Source organism: Dermacoccus sp. PE3 (assembly GCF_001021715.1).
In the GTDB taxonomy this organism is placed as follows: domain Bacteria; phylum Actinomycetota; class Actinomycetes; order Actinomycetales; family Dermatophilaceae; genus Dermacoccus; species Dermacoccus abyssi.
Genome location: NZ_LDCM01000001.1, coordinates 986,872 through 1,009,390 on the forward strand (window position 1 = coordinate 986,872; position 22,519 = coordinate 1,009,390).

Annotated in this window: 25 protein-coding genes; 15 read left to right on the forward strand and 10 right to left on the reverse strand. The window is 69.3% G+C overall.

Features of this window, described 5'->3' with window-relative positions:
* Positions 1-7: 7 nt before the first annotated feature.
* On the reverse strand, positions 8-781 hold the full coding sequence (locus AA983_RS04745) for a GTPase domain-containing protein (RefSeq protein ID WP_047310918.1): 774 nt from the start codon (positions 779-781) through the stop codon (positions 8-10).
* Between the two features lie 154 nt (positions 782-935).
* On the opposite strand from AA983_RS04745, the gene AA983_RS04750 reads away from it, so the two are divergent.
* Together AA983_RS04750 and AA983_RS04755 are read left to right on the forward strand one after the other, a co-directional pair.
* Positions 936-1,136 carry a hypothetical protein gene (locus tag AA983_RS04750; RefSeq protein WP_047310919.1) on the forward strand — a complete coding sequence of 67 codons (201 nt, stop codon included), beginning with the start codon at positions 936-938 and terminating at the stop codon, positions 1,134-1,136.
* Between the two features lie 98 nt (positions 1,137-1,234).
* Complete coding sequence (locus AA983_RS04755) at positions 1,235-1,561, forward strand: DUF3072 domain-containing protein (RefSeq protein WP_047310920.1); 327 nt, start codon at positions 1,235-1,237, stop codon at positions 1,559-1,561.
* Positions 1,562-1,568: 7 nt separating this feature from the next.
* Here the strand turns inward: AA983_RS04755 and AA983_RS04760 are convergent, their stop codons facing one another.
* The gene (locus AA983_RS04760; RefSeq protein WP_047310921.1) at positions 1,569-2,225 is read right to left on the reverse strand and encodes an FMN-binding negative transcriptional regulator; all 657 of its coding nucleotides are present in this window, start codon (positions 2,223-2,225) and stop codon (positions 1,569-1,571) included.
* Positions 2,226-2,559: 334 nt separating this feature from the next.
* Here AA983_RS04760 and AA983_RS15775 point away from each other — a divergent pair, with 334 nt between their 5' ends.
* Genes AA983_RS15775 through AA983_RS04775 form a run of 3 tightly spaced genes read left to right on the forward strand, consistent with a single transcriptional unit; the run spans position 2,560 to position 4,381 of the window.
* Complete coding sequence (locus tag AA983_RS15775; RefSeq protein WP_231579521.1) at positions 2,560-2,889, forward strand: hypothetical protein; 330 nt, start codon at positions 2,560-2,562, stop codon at positions 2,887-2,889.
* Positions 2,886-3,485, forward strand: coding sequence for a DUF1648 domain-containing protein (locus tag AA983_RS04770; protein WP_047310923.1), 600 nt, complete (start codon positions 2,886-2,888; stop codon positions 3,483-3,485). Before AA983_RS15775 ends, AA983_RS04770 begins: the two co-directional genes overlap by 4 nt.
* A gap of 56 nt (positions 3,486-3,541) precedes the next feature.
* On the forward strand, positions 3,542-4,381 hold the full coding sequence (locus tag AA983_RS04775; RefSeq protein WP_047310924.1) for an alpha/beta fold hydrolase: 840 nt from the start codon (positions 3,542-3,544) through the stop codon (positions 4,379-4,381).
* Here the strand turns inward: AA983_RS04775 and AA983_RS04780 are convergent, their stop codons facing one another.
* Positions 4,382-4,798: a GNAT family N-acetyltransferase gene (locus AA983_RS04780; protein ID WP_047310925.1), complete on the reverse strand. Its 417-nt coding sequence runs from the start codon at positions 4,796-4,798 to the stop codon at positions 4,382-4,384.
* Between the two features lie 48 nt (positions 4,799-4,846).
* Positions 4,847-5,767 (reverse strand): DUF2797 domain-containing protein, encoded by a 921-nt coding sequence (locus AA983_RS04785; protein WP_047311251.1) that lies wholly within the window; start codon positions 5,765-5,767, stop codon positions 4,847-4,849.
* 205 nt (positions 5,768-5,972) lie between these two features.
* On the opposite strand from AA983_RS04785, the gene AA983_RS04790 reads away from it, so the two are divergent.
* The 3 genes from AA983_RS04790 (at position 5,973) to AA983_RS04800 (ending at position 9,332) form a co-directional block, all read left to right on the forward strand.
* On the forward strand, positions 5,973-6,656 hold the full coding sequence (locus tag AA983_RS04790) for a type 1 glutamine amidotransferase domain-containing protein (protein WP_047311252.1): 684 nt from the start codon (positions 5,973-5,975) through the stop codon (positions 6,654-6,656).
* Between the two features lie 158 nt (positions 6,657-6,814).
* Positions 6,815-7,282 (forward strand): DUF6157 family protein, encoded by a 468-nt coding sequence (locus AA983_RS04795; protein ID WP_197078940.1) that lies wholly within the window; start codon positions 6,815-6,817, stop codon positions 7,280-7,282.
* A gap of 142 nt (positions 7,283-7,424) precedes the next feature.
* A complete protein-coding gene (locus AA983_RS04800) occupies positions 7,425-9,332 on the forward strand; it encodes a BCCT family transporter (RefSeq protein WP_082128686.1) in 1,908 nt (635 codons plus the stop codon).
* Between the two features lie 79 nt (positions 9,333-9,411).
* Here the strand turns inward: AA983_RS04800 and AA983_RS04805 are convergent, their stop codons facing one another.
* From AA983_RS04805 to AA983_RS04815, 3 genes are read right to left on the reverse strand one after another with little or no spacing between them, the layout of a single operon-like run.
* Positions 9,412-10,815: an NAD(P)/FAD-dependent oxidoreductase gene (locus tag AA983_RS04805; RefSeq protein WP_047310926.1), complete on the reverse strand. Its 1,404-nt coding sequence runs from the start codon at positions 10,813-10,815 to the stop codon at positions 9,412-9,414.
* Between the two features lie 5 nt (positions 10,816-10,820).
* Entirely contained in the window at positions 10,821-11,132 is a 312-nt protein-coding gene (locus AA983_RS04810) for a GNAT family N-acetyltransferase (protein ID WP_047310927.1), read from the reverse strand.
* Between the two features lie 55 nt (positions 11,133-11,187).
* Complete coding sequence (locus AA983_RS04815) at positions 11,188-12,141, reverse strand: pirin family protein (RefSeq protein WP_047310928.1); 954 nt, start codon at positions 12,139-12,141, stop codon at positions 11,188-11,190.
* 266 nt (positions 12,142-12,407) lie between these two features.
* Between AA983_RS04815 and AA983_RS04820 the strand changes: the two genes are divergently transcribed.
* A complete protein-coding gene (locus AA983_RS04820) occupies positions 12,408-12,875 on the forward strand; it encodes a carboxymuconolactone decarboxylase family protein (RefSeq protein ID WP_047311255.1) in 468 nt (155 codons plus the stop codon).
* On the opposite strand, the gene AA983_RS04825 is transcribed toward AA983_RS04820, so the two are convergent.
* The 3 genes from AA983_RS04825 to AA983_RS04835 form a co-directional block, all read right to left on the reverse strand.
* A complete protein-coding gene (locus tag AA983_RS04825) occupies positions 12,826-14,226 on the reverse strand; it encodes a cytosine permease (RefSeq protein WP_197078941.1) in 1,401 nt (466 codons plus the stop codon). The genes AA983_RS04820 and AA983_RS04825 overlap by 50 nt on opposite strands.
* A gap of 232 nt (positions 14,227-14,458) precedes the next feature.
* Positions 14,459-15,475 (reverse strand): glutathione S-transferase family protein, encoded by a 1,017-nt coding sequence (locus AA983_RS04830; protein WP_047310929.1) that lies wholly within the window; start codon positions 15,473-15,475, stop codon positions 14,459-14,461.
* A 77-nt stretch (positions 15,476-15,552) separates the two neighbouring features.
* On the reverse strand, positions 15,553-15,816 hold the full coding sequence (locus tag AA983_RS04835) for a metal-sensitive transcriptional regulator (RefSeq protein ID WP_047310930.1): 264 nt from the start codon (positions 15,814-15,816) through the stop codon (positions 15,553-15,555).
* Between the two features lie 283 nt (positions 15,817-16,099).
* Here AA983_RS04835 and AA983_RS04840 point away from each other — a divergent pair, with 283 nt between their 5' ends.
* From AA983_RS04840 to AA983_RS04865, 6 genes are all read left to right on the forward strand, one after another.
* Positions 16,100-17,455, forward strand: coding sequence for an MBL fold metallo-hydrolase (locus AA983_RS04840; RefSeq protein WP_047311257.1), 1,356 nt, complete (start codon positions 16,100-16,102; stop codon positions 17,453-17,455).
* 5 nt (positions 17,456-17,460) lie between these two features.
* Positions 17,461-18,258, forward strand: a complete 798-nt coding sequence (locus AA983_RS04845) for a sulfite exporter TauE/SafE family protein (RefSeq protein WP_047310931.1) — start codon at positions 17,461-17,463, stop codon at positions 18,256-18,258.
* A 24-nt stretch (positions 18,259-18,282) separates the two neighbouring features.
* The gene (locus AA983_RS04850; RefSeq protein ID WP_047310932.1) at positions 18,283-18,843 is read left to right on the forward strand and encodes a rhodanese-like domain-containing protein; all 561 of its coding nucleotides are present in this window, start codon (positions 18,283-18,285) and stop codon (positions 18,841-18,843) included.
* Between the two features lie 37 nt (positions 18,844-18,880).
* Complete coding sequence (locus AA983_RS04855) at positions 18,881-19,900, forward strand: FAD-dependent oxidoreductase (protein ID WP_047311258.1); 1,020 nt, start codon at positions 18,881-18,883, stop codon at positions 19,898-19,900.
* Between the two features lie 145 nt (positions 19,901-20,045).
* Positions 20,046-21,416, forward strand: a complete 1,371-nt coding sequence (locus AA983_RS04860; protein ID WP_047310933.1) for an NAD-dependent succinate-semialdehyde dehydrogenase — start codon at positions 20,046-20,048, stop codon at positions 21,414-21,416.
* Positions 21,417-21,462: 46 nt separating this feature from the next.
* Positions 21,463-22,347, forward strand: coding sequence for a hypothetical protein (locus AA983_RS04865; RefSeq protein WP_047310934.1), 885 nt, complete (start codon positions 21,463-21,465; stop codon positions 22,345-22,347).
* Positions 22,348-22,519: the final 172 nt, after the last annotated feature.

Below are 22,519 nucleotides of genomic sequence, written 5' to 3' on the forward strand. Positions count from 1 at the left end.
CGCGCGATCAGACGTGGCCGCTGAGCTGCGCCATGCGTGCTTCGAGCGTGGCGAGCAGCGAGTCGAGCTCCTTGGAGTTCTCGGCGCTCACGGGCAGCACGTCGATGGAGATCTTCGCGCCGCCTGCGAGGGCGCGCAGTTCGTCGAGCTTCGCGGCGAAGGGCGAACCGCTGCCGGGAGAGTAGTAGCGCACCGCCTCCTCCAGCCGGTCAGGGTAGAGATCGGCCTTCATCACGGCGATGACGACCCACACGGGGCGCTCGCGACGCACCGCCATGGCGGCGATGCGGTGCGCGGTGATCGTCCAGTCCTCGAGCTCGGCCGCGAGCTGCTCCTCGACGCTCCGCTCCGGCGCACTACCGCTGACGCCGCCGCTGCGTCGGGGCGTGGCGTGGCCGTAGGCGACGACGTGGATGACCCCGTCGACGGGTGCCTCGTAGAAGACCTCGTCGAGGGCCGTCAGGCGCGTCGCCGCGTTGTCACCCGGCACCACGCGGAAGCGGAAACCCTTGAGTCGCGCGGATTTGGACGTACGGCGCTCCATCGTCGCCGACCCGTTCTCGGTGACGGCCTCCGGCGTCGTGCGTCGAGCAAGCCGGTCGACGAGACGTGTCTTGCCGACACCCGTCATGCCGGTGACGGCGACGGTCGGATAACGGCGGTGCAGCAGGGTCGACAACTTCTCCGGTGCCGTGGACACCGCGGTGAGAGCGCTTCCGGCGATGCTCGTGCCGATGGCGGCCTTGCCGGAGCCGCTCACGGCCTTTCCGATGGTATTCACGTTCTACCTCGCGTGACGTCGATGTACATCGGGGTCAACCTTACGGACGTCACCTGCGTACTCGTGCACGTCAGCGCGGCCACCGCGACAGCAGGGGACGAAACTCCCTCCAAGGGGTGGGGGTGCGAAGGGTCGTGCCGGTTAACGTGGGGGCATGACACGCGATGACATTCACGAAGCAGCCGAGAACGACGAGCCCAAGGGCGAGAAGCCGGGCTCCGGTGCCGAGCGTTCCGAGGGCGGGAGCGGGCTGAGCGGTTCCGACGCCGGCGCCGACGCCGTGCCCGAGAACACGACGGGTGGCACGAGCCCGCGTACGCCCAACCAGAGCGACTCGCCGAAGACCGCGAACTGAGCGCGCCGACCGGCGGGTAATGGCGTCGCGGCGCGCTTCCAGGGGTGAAATCCGTTGGGGGGTACCGGTTGTCGGAGGGCGTTGCTAGTGTCGCGAACATGACCGACATGAATGCACAGCAGCCGCCCACCGACCCCGACAGTGCCGCGGCGCAGGACGCTGGCGCCGCGCGTGAGCCGTCCGGCGCCCAGGGTGGCGCAGAGACGATCGGCGCCACGCCGAACAGCGACGCGGGCCGCAACGACGCGCTTCAGCGTGACCCGCAGGAGTGGGCCACGGGTGACGAGCCCATGACCGAGGCGCAGAAGTCGTACCTCGACACGCTGGCCAAGGAATCCGGCGAGCAGCTTCCGGCCGACCTCACGAAGGCCGAGGCGAGCGAGCACATCGATCGCCTGCAGGGTAAGAGCAACCGCGTCGACTGAGGTCGGCTCACTCCTCTCGCCGGGGCGGGTTCGTCATCGCCTCGGCGAGCTCGTCGTGCGCGTGCCCCTCTGACTCGCGCACGACGCCGTCCCGCGCGCCGAGCCGATCGGCGTCGGTGCGGTGCGAGCCCACCTTGAAACGGCCCTCGAAGCGTTCGATCGGCAGCGAGATGCCGACGATCTTCCCCAGCATCTCGTCGATGTAGTCGCCCGGCGCCTGGCCCATCCGCCACGGCTCTTCGCGCCCAGCCTCCATGACGCCGGTGAGTCGGGCAACGACGCCGCGCACCCACTTCGGGTCGTCGTGGACGACGAGTGTGCCCCACGCGTGGGCGACGAGATAGTTCCACGTCGGCACGACGCGGTGATGCTCCGCCTTGCTCGGGTACCAGGTCGGTGAGATGTAGTGCTCGCCGCCGCCGAACGTCGCGAGGCTCGTACCGACGTGGTGGCCGTCCTCCCACAGCGGATTCGCGCGAGCAACGTGGCCGATGAGCGTCTTGCCGCTCGGCGCATCGGCGTCGTCGACCACGAGCAGTGGCACGAGGTCAGCCTGCGGCGTCATGCCGTCGTGGGTGACGCGGGTGGCGATGGGATGCTTCGCGACGAAGTCCGCGAGGACGGCGACGTCGTCGACCCGGTCGTGGTCGGGGTTGTAGCCCATGCGTCGACTCCTGTGCTGACGTGCGATGTTGCGAGTTCCGGACGTGACGACGGCCCGCGCGGGCGGCCGATCGGGCCGGTGAGGCCTCAGTGTCGCACTGTGTCGGGCGGATTGGCGGGCGGCCTCGCGGCACCGGTGTCGGTGGCTGCCGCTAGCGTGAGCGCATGTCGAACACCCGTCACCTCAGCGTCGTCATCGCCCGTGAGCCGGAGGCCGTCTACGCCTTCGCCCGCGTGTCGAGAACCTGCCGCGCTGGGCGGCGGGCCTCGCGACCGCCGAGGTGCACCCGGGTGATCGCGACGGCGAACTCGTCGCCGAATCTCCCATGGGCACAGTGACGTTCGCGTCCGCCCCCGACAATCCGTTCGGGGTGCTCGACCACGACGTCACACTGCCGGACGGCGCCGTCGTCCACAATCCGCTGCGCGTCCTCGCTCACCCGGACGGCGCGGAGGTCGGGTTCACGCTGCGGCGCCTCGCGATGAACGACGAGGAATTTACCGCGACACCGCGATGGTCGAGGCAGACCTCGAGCGGCTCAAGGGGTTGCTCGAAGCGCCCTGATCCGCCGCCGCTCGACGGCCCTGAGCCGCGGATTGCCGCGCGAATTTCCGCCGCTGGGCGGAGGCGCACCCTGAGTCTCGGCGCTAGCGTCGAGACATGAGCAAGAAGTCAGCGTTCGACGTCGGCCCGTCGCCGGAGGAGGTTTGTCGCGTCGCGCAGGAAGCACGAGACCTCCCGCGGGAACAGCTCGAACGGGGCGTGCTGGGATGTCTCGGGCTCGTCGTCGCGGTGTGGGCCGTGACGGTGGCGGTGGTCGCGACGAAGCTGCCGGAGCGGGTTCCGACGCACTGGTCGGGTGAGACGCCCGACGGGTGGTCGAGCCGCACGGGCGCCATCGCCCTGTTCGTTCTCACGCCCATTGCCATCTCGGCTCTGCTGGTGCTCGTCAGCGGGCTGGTGATGCGCTGGCCCCAGAGCATCAACGCGCCGCAGAAGGAGGAGTGGCTGCGCACACCGCAACGGTTGCGCACGCTCGAGCGGCTGATGCGGGAGGACATGGTGCTTCTGTCGGCGCTCATCTTCGCGCTCTTCGCCCTCATCACCGCGACGACGGGCTGGGCCGCACATCAACCCGGTGGCGCCATGCCCGGCTGGCTCATCGGCGGGGTGCTCCTCCTGTTCGTGGTGGGCATGCTCACCTTCCTCGTCACCCGGATGCTGGGCAGTCGCTACACGCCGACCGACACCGTCGACTGAGCACATGCTTCGCCCCAATCGCCCCGAGTGTCGGCGCGGCAGGGCACAGTGGGGGCATGGCTGAGATGTGGAGAGACGACGAACTCGTCGTGGGCGAGTTCACCTTCGACGCGCTGCGCTGCGGCCCGAGCGACGGCGAGACGATCCTTCTGCTGCACGGCTGGCCCGAGTCGAACGCCCAGTGGCGCGACGTGGGCCCGATTCTCGCCGAGGCGGGCTACGACGTCGTCGCCCCGAACCTGCGCGGCTACGCGCCCGGTGCGCGCCCCGCGGGCGTCGAGGCGTACGGCGCGGAGCAGCTCAGCGGAGACGTCGTCGGCATGATCGAGGCGCTCGGCACGGAGCGCGTGCACCTGGTCGGCCACGACTGGGGCGGCATCATCGGGTGGTTCGTCGCCGGCGGACACCCGGAGCTCCTCACGACGTACACCGCCGTCAGCACCCCGCACCCGCAGGCCGTCGTGCGCGCCACGATGGCAGACCCCGAGCAGCACGAGAAGCTGCAGTACATCAACCTCCTACGTCAGGAGGGGGTGGCCGAGGAGAAGCTCGCGGCCGACGACTGGGCGTACCTGCGCCGGATGATCGGCAACCTCGGCGGCGCGCGCCTCGACGAGCATCTGCGTCTGCTCGGCCAGCCCGGCGCCCTCACCGCCGTCCTCAACTACTACCGCGCCTACCGCCCCGAGACGGGCCTCGCGCTTGGCCCCGTCACCGTGCCGACGACGTACGTCTGGGGCAACACCGACGTGGCCTTCGGGCGCCGCGCCGCCGAGGGCACGGCCGACTTCGTCAACGCGCCGTACACCTTCGTCGAACTCGACGAGGGGCACTGGATCAGCGATTTGCAGCCGGAGCCGTTGGCCGACGCGATTCTCGCCCGGGTGCGCGGCTGATCAGCGCGGCAGCATCATGCCGAGCGAGTGCGGGGCCGTCTCGACGAAGCCGAGCTTCGCGTAGAGCGGGCGCCCCGGCTCGTCGGCCATGAGCGTGACGTAGGGGCGTGGCGGCGCGTCCTCGCGGATCTTCGCGATCAGCGTCTCGAGCACCGCCTGCCCGAGGCCCTTCTTCTGGTGCTCGGGCAGCGTCGCCATGTCGGCGATGTGGAAGTACCAGCCGCCGTCGCCGATCACGCGTCCCATCGCGACGACCTCGCCGCTCGCGCGATGACGCACGTGCACCCACGCCCACGAGTTCACGAGTGCCGGTTCGCCCTGGGCCTCGGTGACGGGTGACAGGCCCGAATCGGCGCGCAGCCGAAGGTAATCCGCGAGTGGCGGAGGCGAGAGCGTGAGGTCGTAGTCGGGGTGCACGGTGGCTCCTCTCGTGTCAGTGGGTTCGTCGTGGGTGAACAGTGGCCGTCAGAACAGGCTCTGCTGGCTCATCGTCTCCGGGGAGCGCACGTCCGCCGGGGCGATGCGTCGCCCGCGCAGCGCGTCGAGGTCGACGACGAGTGGGGCGTCGTCGTCATTGACGGTGACGAGCGCGACACCGCCGACAACAGCGGTCGGGGTGAGGCAGTGTTCGCCGCGGCTGAGGGGGTGCGGGTACGTGCCGAACACACTGTCACCGGTGAAGAACCCCGCGTGCTGCGCTGGTGGGTCCCACGGGTCGAGCGCGAGTTCGAGGCCACTGGCTTGGAGGAACGCGCGGGCGTGTTCGACCGCGTCGGCGTGGGCGACGTCGAGGCGCTCGCGGGAGAGCGGTTTCGTGAGGGAGCCGGCCTTGCTGCTCTTGTGTTTCGTCTGCGGGATGCCGGTCTCGGCCGTCACCGCGTCCTCGTGCACGCGGACGGCGGTGCCGTCGGCTGCTCGGGCAATGTAGGTGGCACGCACGGCGCCCTGCTCGTCGAGGCGTGTCCTCCCGCGCGACGCCGACGCGGTGCCGACCTTGCTCGCGCCGTCCGCGAATGTCGCGATGTAGAGCCAATGCGGCCGCGCGAGATAGCCCGTCAGCGACTCGGGCACGTAGCCGCCGCGGTGCACGTGATGCATGAAGCGCGAGTCGTCGCGCTGGGCACACTGCTTGCACTGCACTCCGACGGTGACGGTGCGCCGCCCGTCGCAGGGCACGTGACGGGCGTCGCCGGGGCGGGCTGCGTCGAAGCGGCCGGTGCAGAAGCGGACGTCGGGCTGGACGCGGAACGCCATGCGGCGGTTCATGATCGGCGCGCGGAGCCGTTCGCCGTGGTCGGTCAGGACGACGAGGTGCGGCTCACCGCCCGCCCACGAGGTGGTCTGCACGAGAGCAGGGGCGTCGGAGCGCCAGAAGTCGTCGTGCATGGTGCCCAGCAAACCACGGTGGCGGTCGGGTCGAGTTGGCCGGTCGTCGCGGCTGACGCAGTTCGGCGCGCCTGATGCGTTGTGAGCGGGTTCAGAGTGCGTCACGTGCACCGAAGTGCATCAGCTGCCCGCGCGTTCGGCGGAACACGTGCGGCTCGTTCCCTGTTGTCTCCTGCGAACGACGACCCCGAACAAGGAGTTCGACATGTCGAAGATTCTCTTCGTCGTCAGCGCAGCCACGAACTGGACGCTCGCGGACGGCACGCAGCACCCCACCGGATTCTGGGCCGAGGAGCTGCTCGCCCCGTACCGCCTCTTCACCGAGGCCGGTGACACCGTCGAGTTCGCGACGCCCGGCGGCGTCGCACCCGTCGCGGACGAGGCGAGCCTCGCCCCCGAGATGAACGACGGCAACGACGTGCGGCCCGAGCTCGACGCCATCGACGCGCTCAAGCAGCCGCTCAACCTGTCCGACGTCGCACTCGACGACTACGACGCCGTCTTCTACCCCGGCGGTCACGGCCCGATGGAGGACCTCGCGGTCGACGCCACGTCCGGCAAGCTCATCGCCGACACCCTCGCAGCGGGCAAGCCCGTCGCCATCGTCTGCCACGGCCCGGCGGCGCTGCTGCCCGCGCGGGACGAGAACGGCGACCCGGTCGTCAAGGGCCGCAAGCTCACCGCCTTATCCAACGAGGAGGAGCGTGCAGGAGGCAACGCCGACAACGCCAAGTGGCTGCTCGAAGACCGCCTCCGTGAGGATGGCGCCGAACTCTCCGTCGGTGAAGCGTGGCAGCCCAACGTCGTTGTCGACGGCGACCTGCTCACCGGCCAGAACCCGGCCTCCAGCAAGCCCCTCGCCGAGGAGCTCAAGAAGCGCCTGGGCTGACGCGTCGCCGTGCCCGAGCGCCTCAGGGCGTTGGGTCGATCTCGGTGCGGTTGGGCAGGGTGTGCGACTACCCAACCGCACCGAACTCTGCCCAAGGCAGGCTCCGCACCCGAGGCGCGTGGAGTCACGTTGTCGGTGGCCGGTGTCATGCTCGATTCATGAAGACTCCGGAGGGCGGGCACACCACCAACTACGCCGACACTCTCATCACGGTCGCGCCAGGCACCCGCGCCGTGGCGGGCTCGCCGCCGCCCACCGGCAAGGGCAGCGTGGCCGAGCGTCAGTTCGCGCTGCTCCATGGGCATGACGACGAACTGACGAGCGACGACGTTCTGTTCACCGTGAGCGCCGATCGCAGCGGTGTCCCGGACGGCGAGCGTCACGCCGCACGCGAGGCCTTCTTCTCCACGGGCCAACCGTGCCTGCGCACGTCACCGCTTGCGAAGACGTACGGGTGGGGTTTCCGCTTCGACGCCGACAGCCGCGTCGCGCTCGTGGGCCGTCGACTCGCCCCGTTACGCCGAACTCGTCGAGGACGACGCCGTGACCAAGCACCCGGCCATGAAGTCGCGTCGTTGAGCGAATTTCGAGCGCTCTCTGAAGCACCTCAGAGCCTCGAGGGGTGAGGAACCCCACCCCTTCCGTCTTGGGTGAACCGCACATCGGTGACAAGGTGGAAAGGCGAATCCGTTGCGGCAGCGCTTTCTTCGCCTTGCCTACGGGCCCGCTGTGGGGGCTGCCGTGACCTGTTGACGACAAGGAGGTCACATGGCGAACTCATCTGACGCTCCGCCAGAGAGCGAAGCATCACAGGGCGCGTCCGCGTTCGACGAACACGCGTCCACTTACTCGTCCACCCTGCAGAGTTCCTTCCCCGAACTCGACGTCGAGGTGCGCGACTCGGCCAAGCCGATCGCCCCGCACCTGCAGATCGCGGAGGAGGACGACGACGAGACCATCACCGAGAAGCTGAAGCTCCAGGGAGTTCGCCTCGGCAAGGGAATGGTTTCCCCGCGGGTCTTCTGGCCGGCGCTCATCGTCATCCTCGCGGTCGCCGTGGTCGGCATCGCCGCCCCGGAATCGACGAGTGACGTCCTCGTCGACATGCAGTCGTGGATCGTCACCAACTTCGGTTGGTACTACATGCTTGCGATCGGCTTCTTCATCGCCTTCACGGCGTTCGTGGGCTTCAGCAAGTACGGCACCATCCGTCTCGGCCGCGACGGGGAAGACCCTGAGTTCGGGCTCCTGTCGTGGTTTGCGATGCTCTTCGCCGCCGGCATGGGCATCGGCCTCGTCTTCTACGGCGTCGGCGAACCGCTCACCTACGCGACGAGCGACCCGAAGCCGGGCTGGGAGGGCAGCGAGACGGAGAAGGCGCAACTCGCCATGGCGCAGACCTTCCTCCACTGGGGTCTGCACCCGTGGGCGGTCTACGCCGTCATCGGTCTCGCGCTCGCGTACGCCATCCACCGCCGTGGTCGTCCGATCTCGATCCGCTGGGCACTCGAGCCCCTCTTCGGCGATCGGGTCAAGGGCTGGCTCGGCGACCTCGTCGACGTCCTCGCCATCTTCGGCACCGTCTTCGGTGTCGCCACGTCGCTCGGTCTCGGCGTGCAGCAGATCGCGTCGGGCATGAAGTCGATCGGCATCGTCGACAACACCGACAACGTCGTGCTCGTGACGCTCATCGTCGTCATCACGTTCCTGTCGACGCTCTCGTGCGTCTCGGGTCTCGGCAAGGGCATCAAGTACCTGTCGAACATCAACCTGAGCTTCGCGGGCCTGCTGCTCATCTCCATCCTGCTGCTCGGCCCGACGCTGTTCCTCTTCCAGAACTTCGTCGAGTCGCTCGGCGTCTACCTCGCCAACGTGCTGAACATGACGTTCGACGTCGGTGCTTACACGGGTGAGAAGGGCGCCACCTGGAACGCGAGCTGGACGATCTTCTACTGGGGCTGGTGGATCTCGTGGGCACCCTTCGTCGGTGTCTTCATCGCGCGCATCTCGCGCGGTCGCACGATCCGCGAGTTCATCGCGGGCACGCTGTTCGTGCCGACGATCGTCGGGTTCCTGTGGTTCTCCGTGCTCGGTGGCACGGGCCTCGACCGTGAGCTCTTCGGCAAGGGCGGTCTCGTCGACCCGAAGGAGGGCGTGGACGCCTCGACGGTGCTGTTCACCGTGCTCGAGGACCTGCCGCTCGGTTCGGTGCTGTCGATCCTCGCCATCGCACTGGTGGCGGTCTTCTTCATCACCTCCTCCGACTCGGGTTCGCTCGTCGTCGACATGCTGGCCTCCGGCGGTCACCCCAACCCGCCGACCTGGTCGCGTGTGCTGTGGGCTGTGCTCGAGGGTGCGCTCGCCATCGGTCTGCTCCTCGCGGGCGGTCTGAGCGGGCTGCAGTCCGCGGCGATCGCCACGGCGCTGCCGTTCAGCGCGGTGCTCATCCTCATGTGCTTCGCCACGCTGCGAGCGCTGCGTGCGGATTTGGCGCTGCGCCGTCGTGACGAGACGGCCGAACGCATCCGAGCGCTGCAGCAGGAGTTCCAGGAGAGCTTCGACCAGCACTTCGGCCGCCACGTCGAGCCGCGCATCGACTACCGCATCTCGCGGACGACGTCACCGCGCGGCGGCGGACGCGGCGTCCCGACGTCGCCTCCTCCCGAGGCCGACTGACGCTGCGGCACGCGAACGGCGGGCCACCCTCACGAGGGGTGGCCCGCCGTTCGTTGTGGGCGGCCGGATCGAACCCGCGTCAGCGCAGGCCGCGCGGGAGCTGTTCGAGCATGCGCAGCCACAGCTCCGACGCCGTCGGGTAGCTCGGCACGGCGTGACGCAGCACGCTGACAGGCACCTCGCCGACGATGGCGATCGTCGCGGCGTGGAGCAGTTCAGCCGCGTCCGGGCCGACGAACGTGGCGCCCATGACGACGCCGCGACGGCGGTCGACGACGATCTTCGCGCGCCCGTCGGCATCGTCACGCAGCAGCGACGTTCCGGCGGCGGTGCCGAAGCCCACCTCGGAGGTGACGACGGCGTCGTCGCCCAGCGCGGAGCGCGCCTCGGCCTCGCTCTGGCCGACGGAGGCGACCTGTGGGTCGGTGAAGACCACCTGCGGCACCGGCACGTTCGCGGGAGCGGGAGCCTCGTCGGCACCCGCGAGCTTCGAGCCGAGCACGCGCGCCTCGTACTTGCCCATGTGGGTGAGCGGGGCGCCGGGGCCGGCGTCGCCGACGGCGTGCAGCCACTCGGGCAAGGTGCCGCCTCGCACGTCGTCGGCGGACAGACCGAGCGCGTCGAGGCCGACGTCGGCGAGGTTGGGGCGGCGTCCGGTCGCGACGAGAACCTCGTCAGCGGTGAACGTGCCCGACGCGGACGTCGTCACCGTCACCTCGCCGCCGTGGATGCGCCCCAGGCCCGTGTCGTCCGCGTGCTCACGAACGGCGGACGTGACGTCGGCGCCGAGGACGACGGCGATGCCCGCCTTCTCGAGGGCGGAGCGCACGATGTCGCCCGCGAACGGTTCGTTCTTCTCGAGCAGTGCCGGGCCGCGCACGAGCATGCGCACCTGCGAACCGAGGGCCGCCATCCACGTGGCCGCTTCGACGGCGATGACGCCGCCACCGACGACCAGGAGCCGCTCGGGCACCTCGACGACGCCCGTCGCGTCACGCGAACCCCAGGGGCTCACGCCGTCGAAGACGGGCGGAACGACCGGCACCGAGCCGGTCGCGAGCACGACAGCGCGCTCGGCCGTGACGGTGCGCGTGCCGTCGGGGCCGCTGACCTCGACGCGCTTCTCCCCGACGATGCGGCCGTGGCCGCGCACGAGCGTGATGTCGGCGCCGTCGGCCCACTTCACCTGGCCGGAGTCGTCGTAGTGCGACACCCACGTGTCGCGGCGGGCGAGGAGTTCCTTCGGCTGGACGGCAGCGTCTTCGACGCCGGGCAGGTGCGCCGTCGTGTGGGCCACGTCGATGGGGCGCAGGAGCGCCTTGCTCGGCATGCACGCGTAGTACGAGCACTCGCCGCCGAGCAGTTCGCCCTCGACGAGCGCGGCGCTCAGGCCACCCTCGACGGCGTACTGGGCGACATTCTCACCCACCGGCCCGCCGCCGATGACGACGACGTCGGCGTTGAGTTCGTCAGTGTCAGTCATCCGGGTCAGTCCTTCGCGGTGGTGGCGGGGGCGCCGTAGACGAGCTCGACGTACTCGCGGTGACGACCGATCCAGCCCTTGATGAACGGGCACAGCGGCAGCACCTTGCGGGTGCCCTCGTCACGCACGTCGTCGAGCGCGAAACGGGCGATCTGCGAGCCGACGCCCTTGCCCTCATAAGCCGGGTCGACCTCGGTGTGGGTGAACACCGCGAGCTCGTCGGTGAGCTGGTACTCGGCGAAACCGGCCAGCGCGTCACCGTCCCACGCCTCGTAGCGGTTGGCTTCGGTGTTGTGCTTCATGGTCAGGTCGGACATGGCGATCTCCTCGGGGGGATCTGGGTGCGTCGGGACGGTCGGATCGGAGGCGGGGTCAGCCACCGATACGGCCGCGACGGTTGCGCGGGCGCAGGTGGACAGGCGGGATGGGCGGTGCCGGAATGCGGTCGGTCTTGCCGGTGTAGCCCTCGACGTGGCCGAAGCGCGGGTCCCCGGCCTCGTACTGTTCACGGGCTTCGACAATCTCCTCGTGGCTGCGGCCGACGAAGTTCCACCACATGACGATCTCCTCCTCGAACGGCTCGCCGCCGAGCAGAACGAGACGGGCGGGGAACTGGCCGATCGAGAAGTGCAGCTGCGAGCGGCCCGGGTCGAGGCACGCGAGGTCGCCGCGCTTGAGCTGCGTCCCCTCGAACGTCACGTCGCCGGAGTCGACGAGGACGGCGTGCTCGAACGACGAGTCGACGTCGAGGGTGAGTTCGGTGCCCGCCTCGAGGCGCAGCTCTGCGCCGAGCAACGGCGTGTACGTCGTCACGGGCGAGCGATCGACGCCGGGCAGCTCACCGAGGAAGACGAGCGCGACGCCGGCGAAGCCACCGTCGTCACCGGTGAGGTCGACGTCGTCTGGGGCGTGGTGCTCGAACGCGCGTGCCGTCTCGCGGTCGGCGTCCGGCAGCGCAACCCACAGCTGGACGCCGTGCAGTGTGTCGGTCTCCGGCGTCGAGACCTCCGAGTGGGCGATGCCGTGACCGCTCGTCATGAGGTTCATCTCGCCGGGGCGCACCATGCCGTGCACGCCGCCGGTGTCGCGGTGCTCGATCTCGCCGTCGAACAGCCACGAGACCGTCTGCAGGCCGGTGTGCGGGTGCGGCGGCACGTCCATGCCGTCGCGTTCGAGGTCGCGCACGGGCTCGGGGCCGTAGTGGTCGACGAAGCACCACGCGCCGACGAAGGAGCGATCCTTGTGCGGAAGGGTGCGGCGCACCTCGAGCGATCGCATGCCGCCGAGGGGAACCTGACGGGCCTCGAGTACCTGGACGTCGTTCATGTGAACCTTCGTTTCTCCTCGCGGTGCGTCGTCCTGGCGGACGGCGCGGCGGGCACGTTCGGTGCAACGACTCGCGGCGCCTACCCCTTCCCGCACCCCGCTCGGGGCGCGTCGCGGACACGAGCGTGCATCTGAAACGTATGACGCCGTCGGCGCCCCGGCAACGTCGGTCGGCGTCTCGGGGCCGACGGCCGTTAGGTTGGGCCCGTCCCCCGAACGATTCGGCCGGGCCGCCCACGGTGCGGTGCGGTGAGAAGGAGTCCGACATGAGCGGTGGCGACCCGGAGCGCCCCTACATCGACAAGGTTCAGCCCCTCACGCACGCGGCGATGATCGAGGCCGCGAAGAGCTCGCGCGCCGCGTCGAAGGAGGCCGGCCTCGACGTCGGGCTCATCGAGCTCGTCAACACGCGCGTCTCGCAGATCAACGGCTGCGTGACGTGCCTGAGCGTCCACGTGCCCGCCGCCCGCGACGCCGGCGTCGACCCGCTCAAGATCGACCTGCTGCCCGCGTGGCGTGACGCCGACCTCTACACCGACGTCGAGCGCGCGGCGTTGGAGCTGGCCGAGGCCCTCACCAACCCGCGCGAACTCGATCTGCGCGCGGCCATCGCTGACGCGTCGGACGTCATGTCGACGGAGGCGCTCGCGGCCCTCGAGTGGGCCATCGTGCTCATCAACGCGTTCAACCGCGTGTCGATCGCGAGCGCGCACCCGCCGCGCCGCCGCCGCTGATCTCGACGACGATCGTGGCGAGTGCCGCCACGCCGAACGCGACGAGGGAGGCGCTCAGCCACGTCGGTGCGCTGAGGCCGATGGCCTCGCCGATGGAACGCCACATGTCCGACCACGCGCCGAGCGTGCCGGGCGCGACGAGCTCGTAGGCGACGAACCCGGCTGCCCAGGCGACGAGCATGAGCGGACGCGAGGGTGCGTCGACGGTGGTGTTCCAGCGGTGACGCCCGCCGAACAGGTAGTAGTCGACGAGGAAGACGCCGAGCAGCGGCACGAACACCGAGCCGATGAGGGCGAGGAAGTGCGCGAAGCCGTAGATGTCGACGGCGAGGGCGAGCACCGTCGAGGTGACGCCGAGCGCGATCGAGATGAGGCGGCGGTCGAGGCGCGGCGCGATGTTCTGCAGGGACACCGTCGTCGAGTAGACGTCGACGAAGCACTGGTCGATCTCGCGCAGCGTCAGCACGAGGAAGCACAGCGAGCCGCCCGCGACGCCGAGGAAGATCGAGAACACGGCGTCGCCGTTGCCGCCGGCCAGCAGCAGGGTGATGATGCCGATCGAGTAGACCGCGATCTGGGTGACGCAGTAGCCGAGGTAGCTGCCGAGCACCGCGGCGCGGTGGGACGTCGAGTGGCGCGCGTAGTCGCCGGCGACCGGCACCCACGAGACGGACAGCGCGATGATCGCGTCGACGGCCACCATCCAGCCGCCCCAACCGTGCCCGGCGTGGGCCGGCACGTCGCGGGTGAGCAGCTGCGAGGCGAGATAGATGAGCGTGACGATGACCGCCACCGTCACGTACTTGCGCAGCACCTTGACCCAACGCAGCGGGTAGAGCGCGAGCAGCGTCGTCACGGCGCCGATGACGACGACGATCGGCCAGCGCGGCAGCTCGGGCCACAGGGTGCGGGCGGCCATCGTCGTCGTGACGATCTCGAACGTGCCCCAGCCGAGGAGCTGGATCATGTTGAACACCGTCGGCACGTACGACAGGCGGCCGCCGAACAGGCCGCGCAGCATGACCATGGCGGGCTGACCCTGCTGCGACGACGCGAGGGCCATCGCGGAGACGCCGGCCGTGCCGACGAGGGTGCCGACGACGAGCGCGAGCACGGCCTGACCCATCCCCATCCCGGGCTCGCCCAGGGGCTGCAGGACGACGATGGCGCCCGCGAACGCAAGCAGGCTCATGCCGAGGTTGCCCCACATGCCGAGCTGGTCGAGCAGGCCGAGGTTGCGCGGGGCCGGCCCGCCCTCGAGGGTCGTGGGCACGTCGTGGAGGTCGTCCACGTCGGGGGTGCGTCGGGCGGCGGTGCCCTCGTTCTGCGTAGCGGCGCTCGCGGTACTCACTGGCGTGCTTCCCTCCTGCCGGGCTGAGCCGGGGGAGGCGGCTCGCGCGGGTCGTCGATGCGCCGGATGACGCATCGGCAGACTATCGGCGCGAAAGTGCCAGAAATTTCGTTTGGCACGGACGTGCCACGGCGGGTTGGGGACAGGTTTGCCGGGTGGGTGGACCGATTCTGTAGACGTTCGGCGTCACATGCGACGCCGAACGTCTACAGAACCCAGCGTTCGCCGCGCTTCAGCGGCCTTCGACGTGCAGGGGCGTGTTCGCTGGGTCGACGACCTCGGCCTTGAGCGGCGGCGGGGGAGGCGTGCCGCCGTCGCCCCACGTGTTGGCTTCGAGGTGGTCGCGTCCGTGCGGGATGAGCCAGCCGTCCAACGCCGGACCCTTCGGGACGATACCCGTCGGGTTCACGTCGGTGTGGACGATGTAGTAGTGCTCCTTGATCTGCACGAAGTCGTTCGTGTCTCCGAACCCCGGCGTCTGGAACAGCTCTCGGGCGTAACCCCACAGGTTCGGCAGCTCGTCGAGCTTCTGCCGGTTGCACTTGAAGTGGCCGTGGTAGACGGCGTCGAAGCGCACGAGCGTCGGGTAGAGGCGAACGTCGGCCTCGCTGATGCTCGGGCCCATGAGGTAGCGACGCGACTCGAGCCGCTTCTCGAGTTGGTCGAGCGCTGACCAGAGTTCGTCGTAGGCCTTGTCGTACGCCTCCTGCGATGTCGCGAAGCCGCACTTGTAGACGCCGTTGTTGACGGTGTGGAAGACGAACTCCATGAGCTCGTCCATCTCCTCGCGCTGTGCCTCGGGGTAAAGATCGGGTGCGCCCGCGCGGTGGAATTCCTTCCACTCGGTGCCGAAGTCGAGCGTCATCTGGTTGAAGTCGTTCGTCACGACCTCGCCGGTGCGCTCGTCGACGATGGCGGGCACTGTGATGCCGCGCTCGTAGTTCGGGAAGCGCTTGTTGTAGGCGTCGCGCAGGAAGTGGATGCCGAGCACGGGGTCGACGCCGCCCGGGTCGAGATCGAAGGTCCAGCTGCGTTCGTCGTGGGTCGGGCCGGCCATGGCGACGGAGATGACGTCGTCGAGGCCGTAGAGGCGGCGCGCGATGAGCGCACGGTTCGCCCACGGGCACGCACGTGCCGCGGCGAGGCGGTAGCGGTGCGCCTCCACCGGGTAGCCGTCCTCGCCGTCGCGGGTGATGCGGGTCTGGATGTAGTTGGTGTCGCGCTTGTAGGAGCCGCTCTTGTCGGCCATGAGTCCCCACCTCTCATCGGATTGCCCTTCGACCGTAGCGCCCTGTGCGCCGCCGCGAACAGTCGCAGGCGTGTGGATCAGGAGAGCGTGAGGAAGAGTTTCTCGAGCGTCTTGGCGTTCTCCTCGCTGACGGAACCCTCCTCGGCGAGGCATTGCTGCAGCCCCGAGGAGAGGATGGCGAAGCCGGCCCTGTCGAGGGCGCGACTCGTCGCGGCGAGTTGCGTGACGACGTCCTGGCACTCGGCGCCACTCTCGATGAGTCGGATGACACCGCCGAGCTGACCCTGAGCCCGCTTGAGGCGGTTGAGCACGGGCGTCATGTCATCGGGTGAGAGCTGCATGGCAAGCCTTTCGGTTCGGTGGTCGCGGGGCCTCGGTGGTGCCCGAGGGAGACGGTGCCGCCCCGGCGAGGCAGAGTCCCAGCATACGGGGTAGGGTATCGAATGTCGCTCCCGTCAACGTCGGGCGCTCCCCGGATCATCCGTAGCGGAATCCGCGGAAATGCGGGCGAAGGCACCCCGCTTGATACGGGTGGGGGTATCTGTGATCTAATGGAGCCAGATACCCCAGGGGGTATAAATCGAAGCGAGACGCGGCCCGGTGGTCGCGCGGAAGGAGGGCACGATGGTTGCCATCGTCCCGATCGACACGCCGTCACTCGGCGACCGCTCCTACTTGGCCCACGACGGCGAGGTCGCCCTCGTCGTCGACCCGCAACGCGACGTCGACCGCGTCCTCGCGGTGGCGGAGCGCGAAGGGGTGCGCATCACGCATGTCTTCGAGACGCACGTCCACAACGACTACGTCACCGGGGGCCGGGCGCTCGCGAACGAGACAGGCGCTACGTACCACGTCAACGCGGACGACGAGGTCTCGTTCGAGCGCGTCGGTGTGCGTGACGGTGATGTCGTCACCGTCGGCAGCATGAGCGTCACCGTCCTCGCGACACCAGGCCACACCTTCACCCACCTGTCGTACGCCCTCGCCGGCGACGAGGGCACGATCGGCGTCTTCTCCGGCGGATCGCTGACGTTCGGCTCGACCGGGCGCCCCGACCTGCTCGGCGAGGAGAACACCGACGCACTCGTCCACCACCAGTACGACTCCGTCCAGCGCCTCGCCTCCGAACTGCCCGACGAGGCGCAGGTGCTTCCGACACACGGTTTCGGCAGCTTCTGTTCCGCGACGCAGTCCGACGCCGATTCCTCGACCATCGGCACCGAGAAGCGCACCAACCCGGCCCTGACGAAGAGCGAGGACGAGTGGGTCGAGGAGATCCTCGCCGGCCTGTCCGAGTGGCCCGCGTACTACGCGCACATGGGGCCGGCGAACGCCGACGCTCCGCAGGACGCCCCTGATCTCACCCTGCCCGCCACCGTCGACAAGGATGAGATCCGTGCCTCCCTCGAAGCCGGGGAGTGGGTCGTCGACCTGCGCAATCGCGAGGCGTACGCCAAGGGGCACGTCGGCCGCACGGTCAACTTCGGCGTCGACGGCCAGTTCGCCACGTACCTCGGCTGGATCATGCCCTGGGGCGCCTCGCTCACACTGCTCGGGGACAGCCCCGAGCAGGTCGCCGAAGCGCAGCGCGAACTCGTGCGCATCGGCATCGAGCGCCTCCGGGGGCAGGCCACGGGCGCTCCGCAGGAGTGGACCGACGAGGCGCTCCAGTCGTTCGAGCGCGCCACGTTCGCCGACCTCGCTCAGGTGCGTCACCACCGCGAAGTGACCGTCCTCGACGTGCGACGCGCCGACGAGTTCGGCCCGTCCCACATCGACGGCGCCGTCAACGTGCCGCTTCACGACGTGCTCGAGCGCCTCGATGAGATTCCTTCCGGCGAACTGTGGGTGCACTGCGCAGGTGGCTACCGCGCCTCGATCGCGGCCTCCCTCCTCGCAGCTGCGGGCCACCACGTGGTCGCCGTCGATGACAGCTTCGCGAATGCAGCCGAGACGGGCCTGAGCCTGGTGGCAGGCTGATCCTCGTGCTCATCGCTCTTGTCGCTGGGGTGGTCGTCGGGCTTCTCATCGGTGGCCTCGGCGGAGGTGGCGCCGTCCTCACCCTCCCGGTGCTCGTGTACGCGGTGGGCAAGGATCCGCACGAGGCGACGACGGCGTCGCTCGTCATCGTCGGTGTGAGCTCCCTCGTCGGTCTCGTGCCGCACCATCGTCGCGGCGCCGTGCAGTGGGGCCAGGGCCTGACGTTCGGTGTGCTGGGCGTCGGCGGCGCCTACCTCGGCACCCGCGCAGCGGCCGGGGTGGACGGCAACCTCCTGCTCGCGATGTTCGCCGGCTTGCTCGTCGTCGTCGCGGCACTCATGATCCGCAAGGCGCTCGTGGGTTCCGCAGACGTCGAGGGTCGGCCACGCGACGTGCTTCACTCCGACGACGAGGGCAGGCGTGACGTCGGCGGAATCGTGAAGCTCGTCGTGACGGCGACCGGGGTAGGGTTGCTCACCGGCTTCTTCGGCGTCGGTGGTGGATTCGCCATCGTCCCGGCTCTGACTCTGGTTCTCGGCTACGGCATGCCGTTTGCCGTCGGTACGTCGCTGCTCGTCGTCACGATCAACAGCGTCAGTTCGTTTCTCTTCCACTCCTCCGGTGGGAGCGTCATCGATTGGTCGATCGTGACGCCCTTCCTCGCCATGGCCGTCGCGGGTGCGCTCGTCGGTGGCCGACTCATGACGAAGATCCCGAAACGTACCCTGCAACTCGGGTTCGCGTCCTTACTTCTGCTCGTCTCGTTCTACACGGCGTGGCGCAGCATTCCTCACCTGTTCTGATCAACCTCTCGAAGGAGAACCCCCATGACCATCACGCCCCGTATCGACGCCGCCGGCCTCGCCTCGGCGAACTCGGACGACCTGCTCCTGCTCGACGTGCGAACGCCTGCCGAGTACGGAACCGCCCACATCCCCGGCTCGATCAACGTGCCGGTCGATCTGCTCGACGCGAACGCCGCCGTCATCGGTGGTCGTATCGACAGGGACGCCGTGCTCATTTGCCGCGCCGGGCCACGCGCCGAGCGCGCTCAGCGAGCACTCGCCGGTGTCGGTGTCACCCGCACGTCGGTGCTCGAGGGTGGCTTCGAGGCGTGGCGTGACGCGGGCCAGGACGTCGAGTACGGCGAGGCACGCTGGGATCTCGAGCGGCAGGTGCGCCTCGTGGCGGGTTCCCTCGTCGCCACGGGTGTGCTGGCGAGCACGCTCGTGCCGAAGGCGAAATGGCTCTCGGGCGCGGTCGGCGGGGGTCTCGTCTTCGCGGCCCTGTCGAACACCTGCGCCATGGGCAACCTGTTGTCGAAGCTGCCCTACAACCAGGGTGCCGGCGCGCCGTCGGTGCGCCAGGTGACGGCTCAGCTGCGTTGAGGGCGGGCCCCTCGCTCGTCCCGCTACCGTGTGGCGCATGAGTGACGCGCCCTCCGGACTGACCCGTGTTGCCGTCGTCGGTGGCGGAATCGCGGGCCTGACGGTGGCCGCGGCGCTCGACCCGGCGCGCTTCGACGTCACCCTCGTCGAGGCCCAACCCGAGCGGACGACGGGTGCCGCGCTCGGCCTGTGGCCCGGCGCTCGCCGCACGCTCGCGCGCCTCGGTGTCGCACTTCCCGCGCCGACGAAGGCCGACCACGGCGGCCTCTACCGCCTCGACGGCGCCCGCGTCGCGACGGTCCGCGGCCCGGATCTCGCCATGGTGATGCGCCCGGCCCTCATGGAGGCGCTCGCTGCGGCTGTGCCCGGAAGCGTTCGTCGCGTGATGGCCGAGGTCACCGATCCGAGCACCCTCGACGCCGACCTCGTCGTCGGCGCTGACGGCGTGCGCTCGCGGGTGCGTGGCCTCGTCCAGCCCGGCGCGGCCGAGCGTCGTGAGACGCCCTACGTCACGTTGCGTGGCATCGTGCCCGCCGGCGCTGCGGCCGACAGGTTGCGGCCACTGGTCGGTGAGTACTGGGGCGCCGGAACGCTGTTCGGGCTCGCGCCGGTCGGGGATGCGCTCTACTGGTTCACCGGACACGTGAGCGACCTCGGCCCGGAGTCGCTCGACGTGACGACCGTGGTCGCCGAGGCGCGCGAGCGCTTCGCGTCGCCTGCCCCGCATCTGCGGGAGGTGCTCGACGCCGCGGGCGATGACACACTCGCGACCCGCCTGTGGGTCACGCCGCCGATGCATCGCTACGTCTCGGGGCGGTACGTCGTCATCGGCGACGCCGCCCACGCCGCTCTGCCTAACCTCGGACGCGGTGCGAGTGACGCCGTCCTCGATGCGGCCTCCCTCGCGCGCATCCTCAACACCAATCGGTCGCTCGCGGCGTGGCAAGCGCGCCGACTGCCCGTCACCCAGGTCGCCCGCACGGCGGCCGGGTGGGGAATGCGGGTTGCCCTGTCGCCCACCCGCGATCTCCTGTGGCGGCGGCTCGGCACGAAGTAGGCACCTGATCCCGTCGTGTGCACCCGGGATGTTTCACGTGGAACCACACACCCCTGCGGGTTGAATCTCATTGGAACTGAATGATTCTCGACCGACCCGCTGTTCCCCCTCGTGAGAAGTGAGATCACTTCACGAAGGGAGATCCATGACCTACCGCATCGAGAACCCCGCCACCGGCGTCGTCGATAAGGAGTTTGACTCCACCTCCGACGCCGACGTGCGCGCAGCCGTCGAACGTGCCCACGCAGCTTTCGACACCTGGCGTCGTGAATCGGCTCAGACGCGCGCCGACGCCATGAAGCGCGTCGCCGATGCCTACGACGAGCGAGCTGACGAACTGGCGCGCACCATCGCGACGGAGATGGGCAAGCCCCTCACAGAAGCCAAGGGCGAGGTCGAGCTGGCCGGCTCGATCTTCCGTTGGTACGGCGAGCACGGCCCCGCCCTGCTCGAGGAGGAGAAGCTCGACATCGGTGACGAGGCGTCGTCCGTCGTCGTGACCGACCCGATCGGTGTGCTCATGGGCGTCATGCCCTGGAACTTCCCGCACTACCAGGTGGCCCGCTTCGCGGCGCCGAACCTCATGCTGGGCAACACGATTCTGCTCAAGCACGCGTCGATCTGCGGCTCGTCCGCTGTGCTCATCGAGGAGATCCTCCACGCTGCCGGGGTACCCGAGGACGCGTACATCAACCTCTTCGTCAGCAACGACCAGGTGACGAGCATCATCGAGGACTCGCGGGTGCGCGGCGTCTCCCTCACCGGGAGCGAGGGCGCCGGAATCGCCGTCGCGGAAACGGCGGCGAAGAACCTCAAGAAGAGCGTGCTCGAACTCGGCGGGTCAGACCCGCTCATCGTCCTCGACGACGTGGATGTCGCAGCGACGGCCGAGGCGGTCGCCAAGGCGCGGATGAGCAACGCCGGGCAGGCGTGCAACTCGCCGAAGCGAATCTTCGTGCCGCAGGCCATGTTCGCCGAGTTCACCGACGTCGTCGTCACGACGGTCGGGGAGCTCAAGGTCGGCGACCCGCTCGACGAAGCCACCGAGATGGGTCCGCTGTCGTCGATCGAGGCGCGTGACGGCGTCGTCGAGCAGGTGCGCAAGGCCGTCTCCGAGGGCGCGACGCTGCGTGCTGGCGGTGATGCGCTCGACAAGGACGGCGCATGGATGGCGCCGACCGTGATCACCGGCGTCACGAGCGAGATGGACGCGTACGCCGAGGAGATCTTCGGCCCGGTCGCGATGATCTTCCCGTACAGCTCAGTCGACGAAGCCGTGCGCGTGGCCACCGACTCGTCGTTCGGCCTGTCCGGCTCCGTCTGGGCCAAGGATGTCGAGAAGGCTGAAGAGATCGCTCGGCGCCTCGAGGTCGGCATGACCTACGTCAACGAACACGGCACGACAAAGGCCGGTCTGCCCTTCGGTGGCGTGCGCCGCTCCGGGTACGGGCGCGAGCTCGGACGGTGGGGATTCACGGAATTCGCCAACACGAAGCTCGTCCGAGTCGCCTTCTGATCGAGGGTTCTTCGACGCGCCGGTCGCCGGCGGGGAGACTGGTGGCATGACTGCTGACACGCTCCTCATCGGCGCCGGCGATCTCGGCACCGAGATCGGCCTTCGTCTCGCTGCGGCCGGGCGCTGCGTCGTCGCCGTCCGACGACGGGCGGCACTCGTGCCCGCTCCGCTCGTCGGTGTGGCGGGCGATGTTTCGGACGGACTGCCTGATCTGCCCGCCTTCGACGGTGCTGGTGACGGTCCACGCCTCCTCGTCATCTGCCTCACCGCGGGCGGCCGAAGTGAAGAGCGGTACCGTGCCACCTTCCTCGACGGTGTCGACGCCGTTCTGCGTGACGTCGCAGCACGCGGCTGGGCGCCGGAGCGGGCCCTGTTCGTCTCGTCGACCGGCGCGATGGGGCATGCGCAGAACGACGACGCGTGGGTCGACGAAACCTCGTCCGACGCGGCGGACACCCCCACGGGCCGCGTGCTCGCCGAGGCCGAGCAGAACTTCCTCGCGGGCCTGCCGGTGGGAACGCGGGGCATCGTCGTGCGCCCCAGCGGTCTCTACGGACCGGGACGCGAGTGGTTCATCGACCAGGTGCGTGCCGGCAACCTCGCCGACCCCGACCGCATGACGAACCGCATCCACCGCGACGACGCCGCGGCGGCCGTCGTCCACCTGCTCACGGTGAGCAGCGAAGCCGACGAGCTGTACCTGCTCACCGACGACGCACCTGCTCCGGCGCGCGAGGTCGCGACGTTTCTCGCGCGCGAACTCGGCGTCGACACCGAGCCGTTCACGGGACACGAGGGCGCGGCGCGCCCCTCGGCCACCCGGCGGCTGAGCAACGCGCGCCTGCGTGGAACGGGCTTCACCCTCACCTACCCGACGTTCCGCGAGGGCTACGCGAGCATCCTCGCCGGTGAGGGCGAGCGTCATCCCTGACTGATCGCCAAACGTGCAGGTTGTGCGTGAAATATCGCGCACAACCTGACCTTTCCCGAATCACCGGGGCGCTCCGCGAGATGAGCCCGAGGGTTATCATGGCTGAAACCCTTCTGAGAAACGGATATCAGCGTGACGTTACGCGGTTGACGTAATAGTCACCTACACCCAT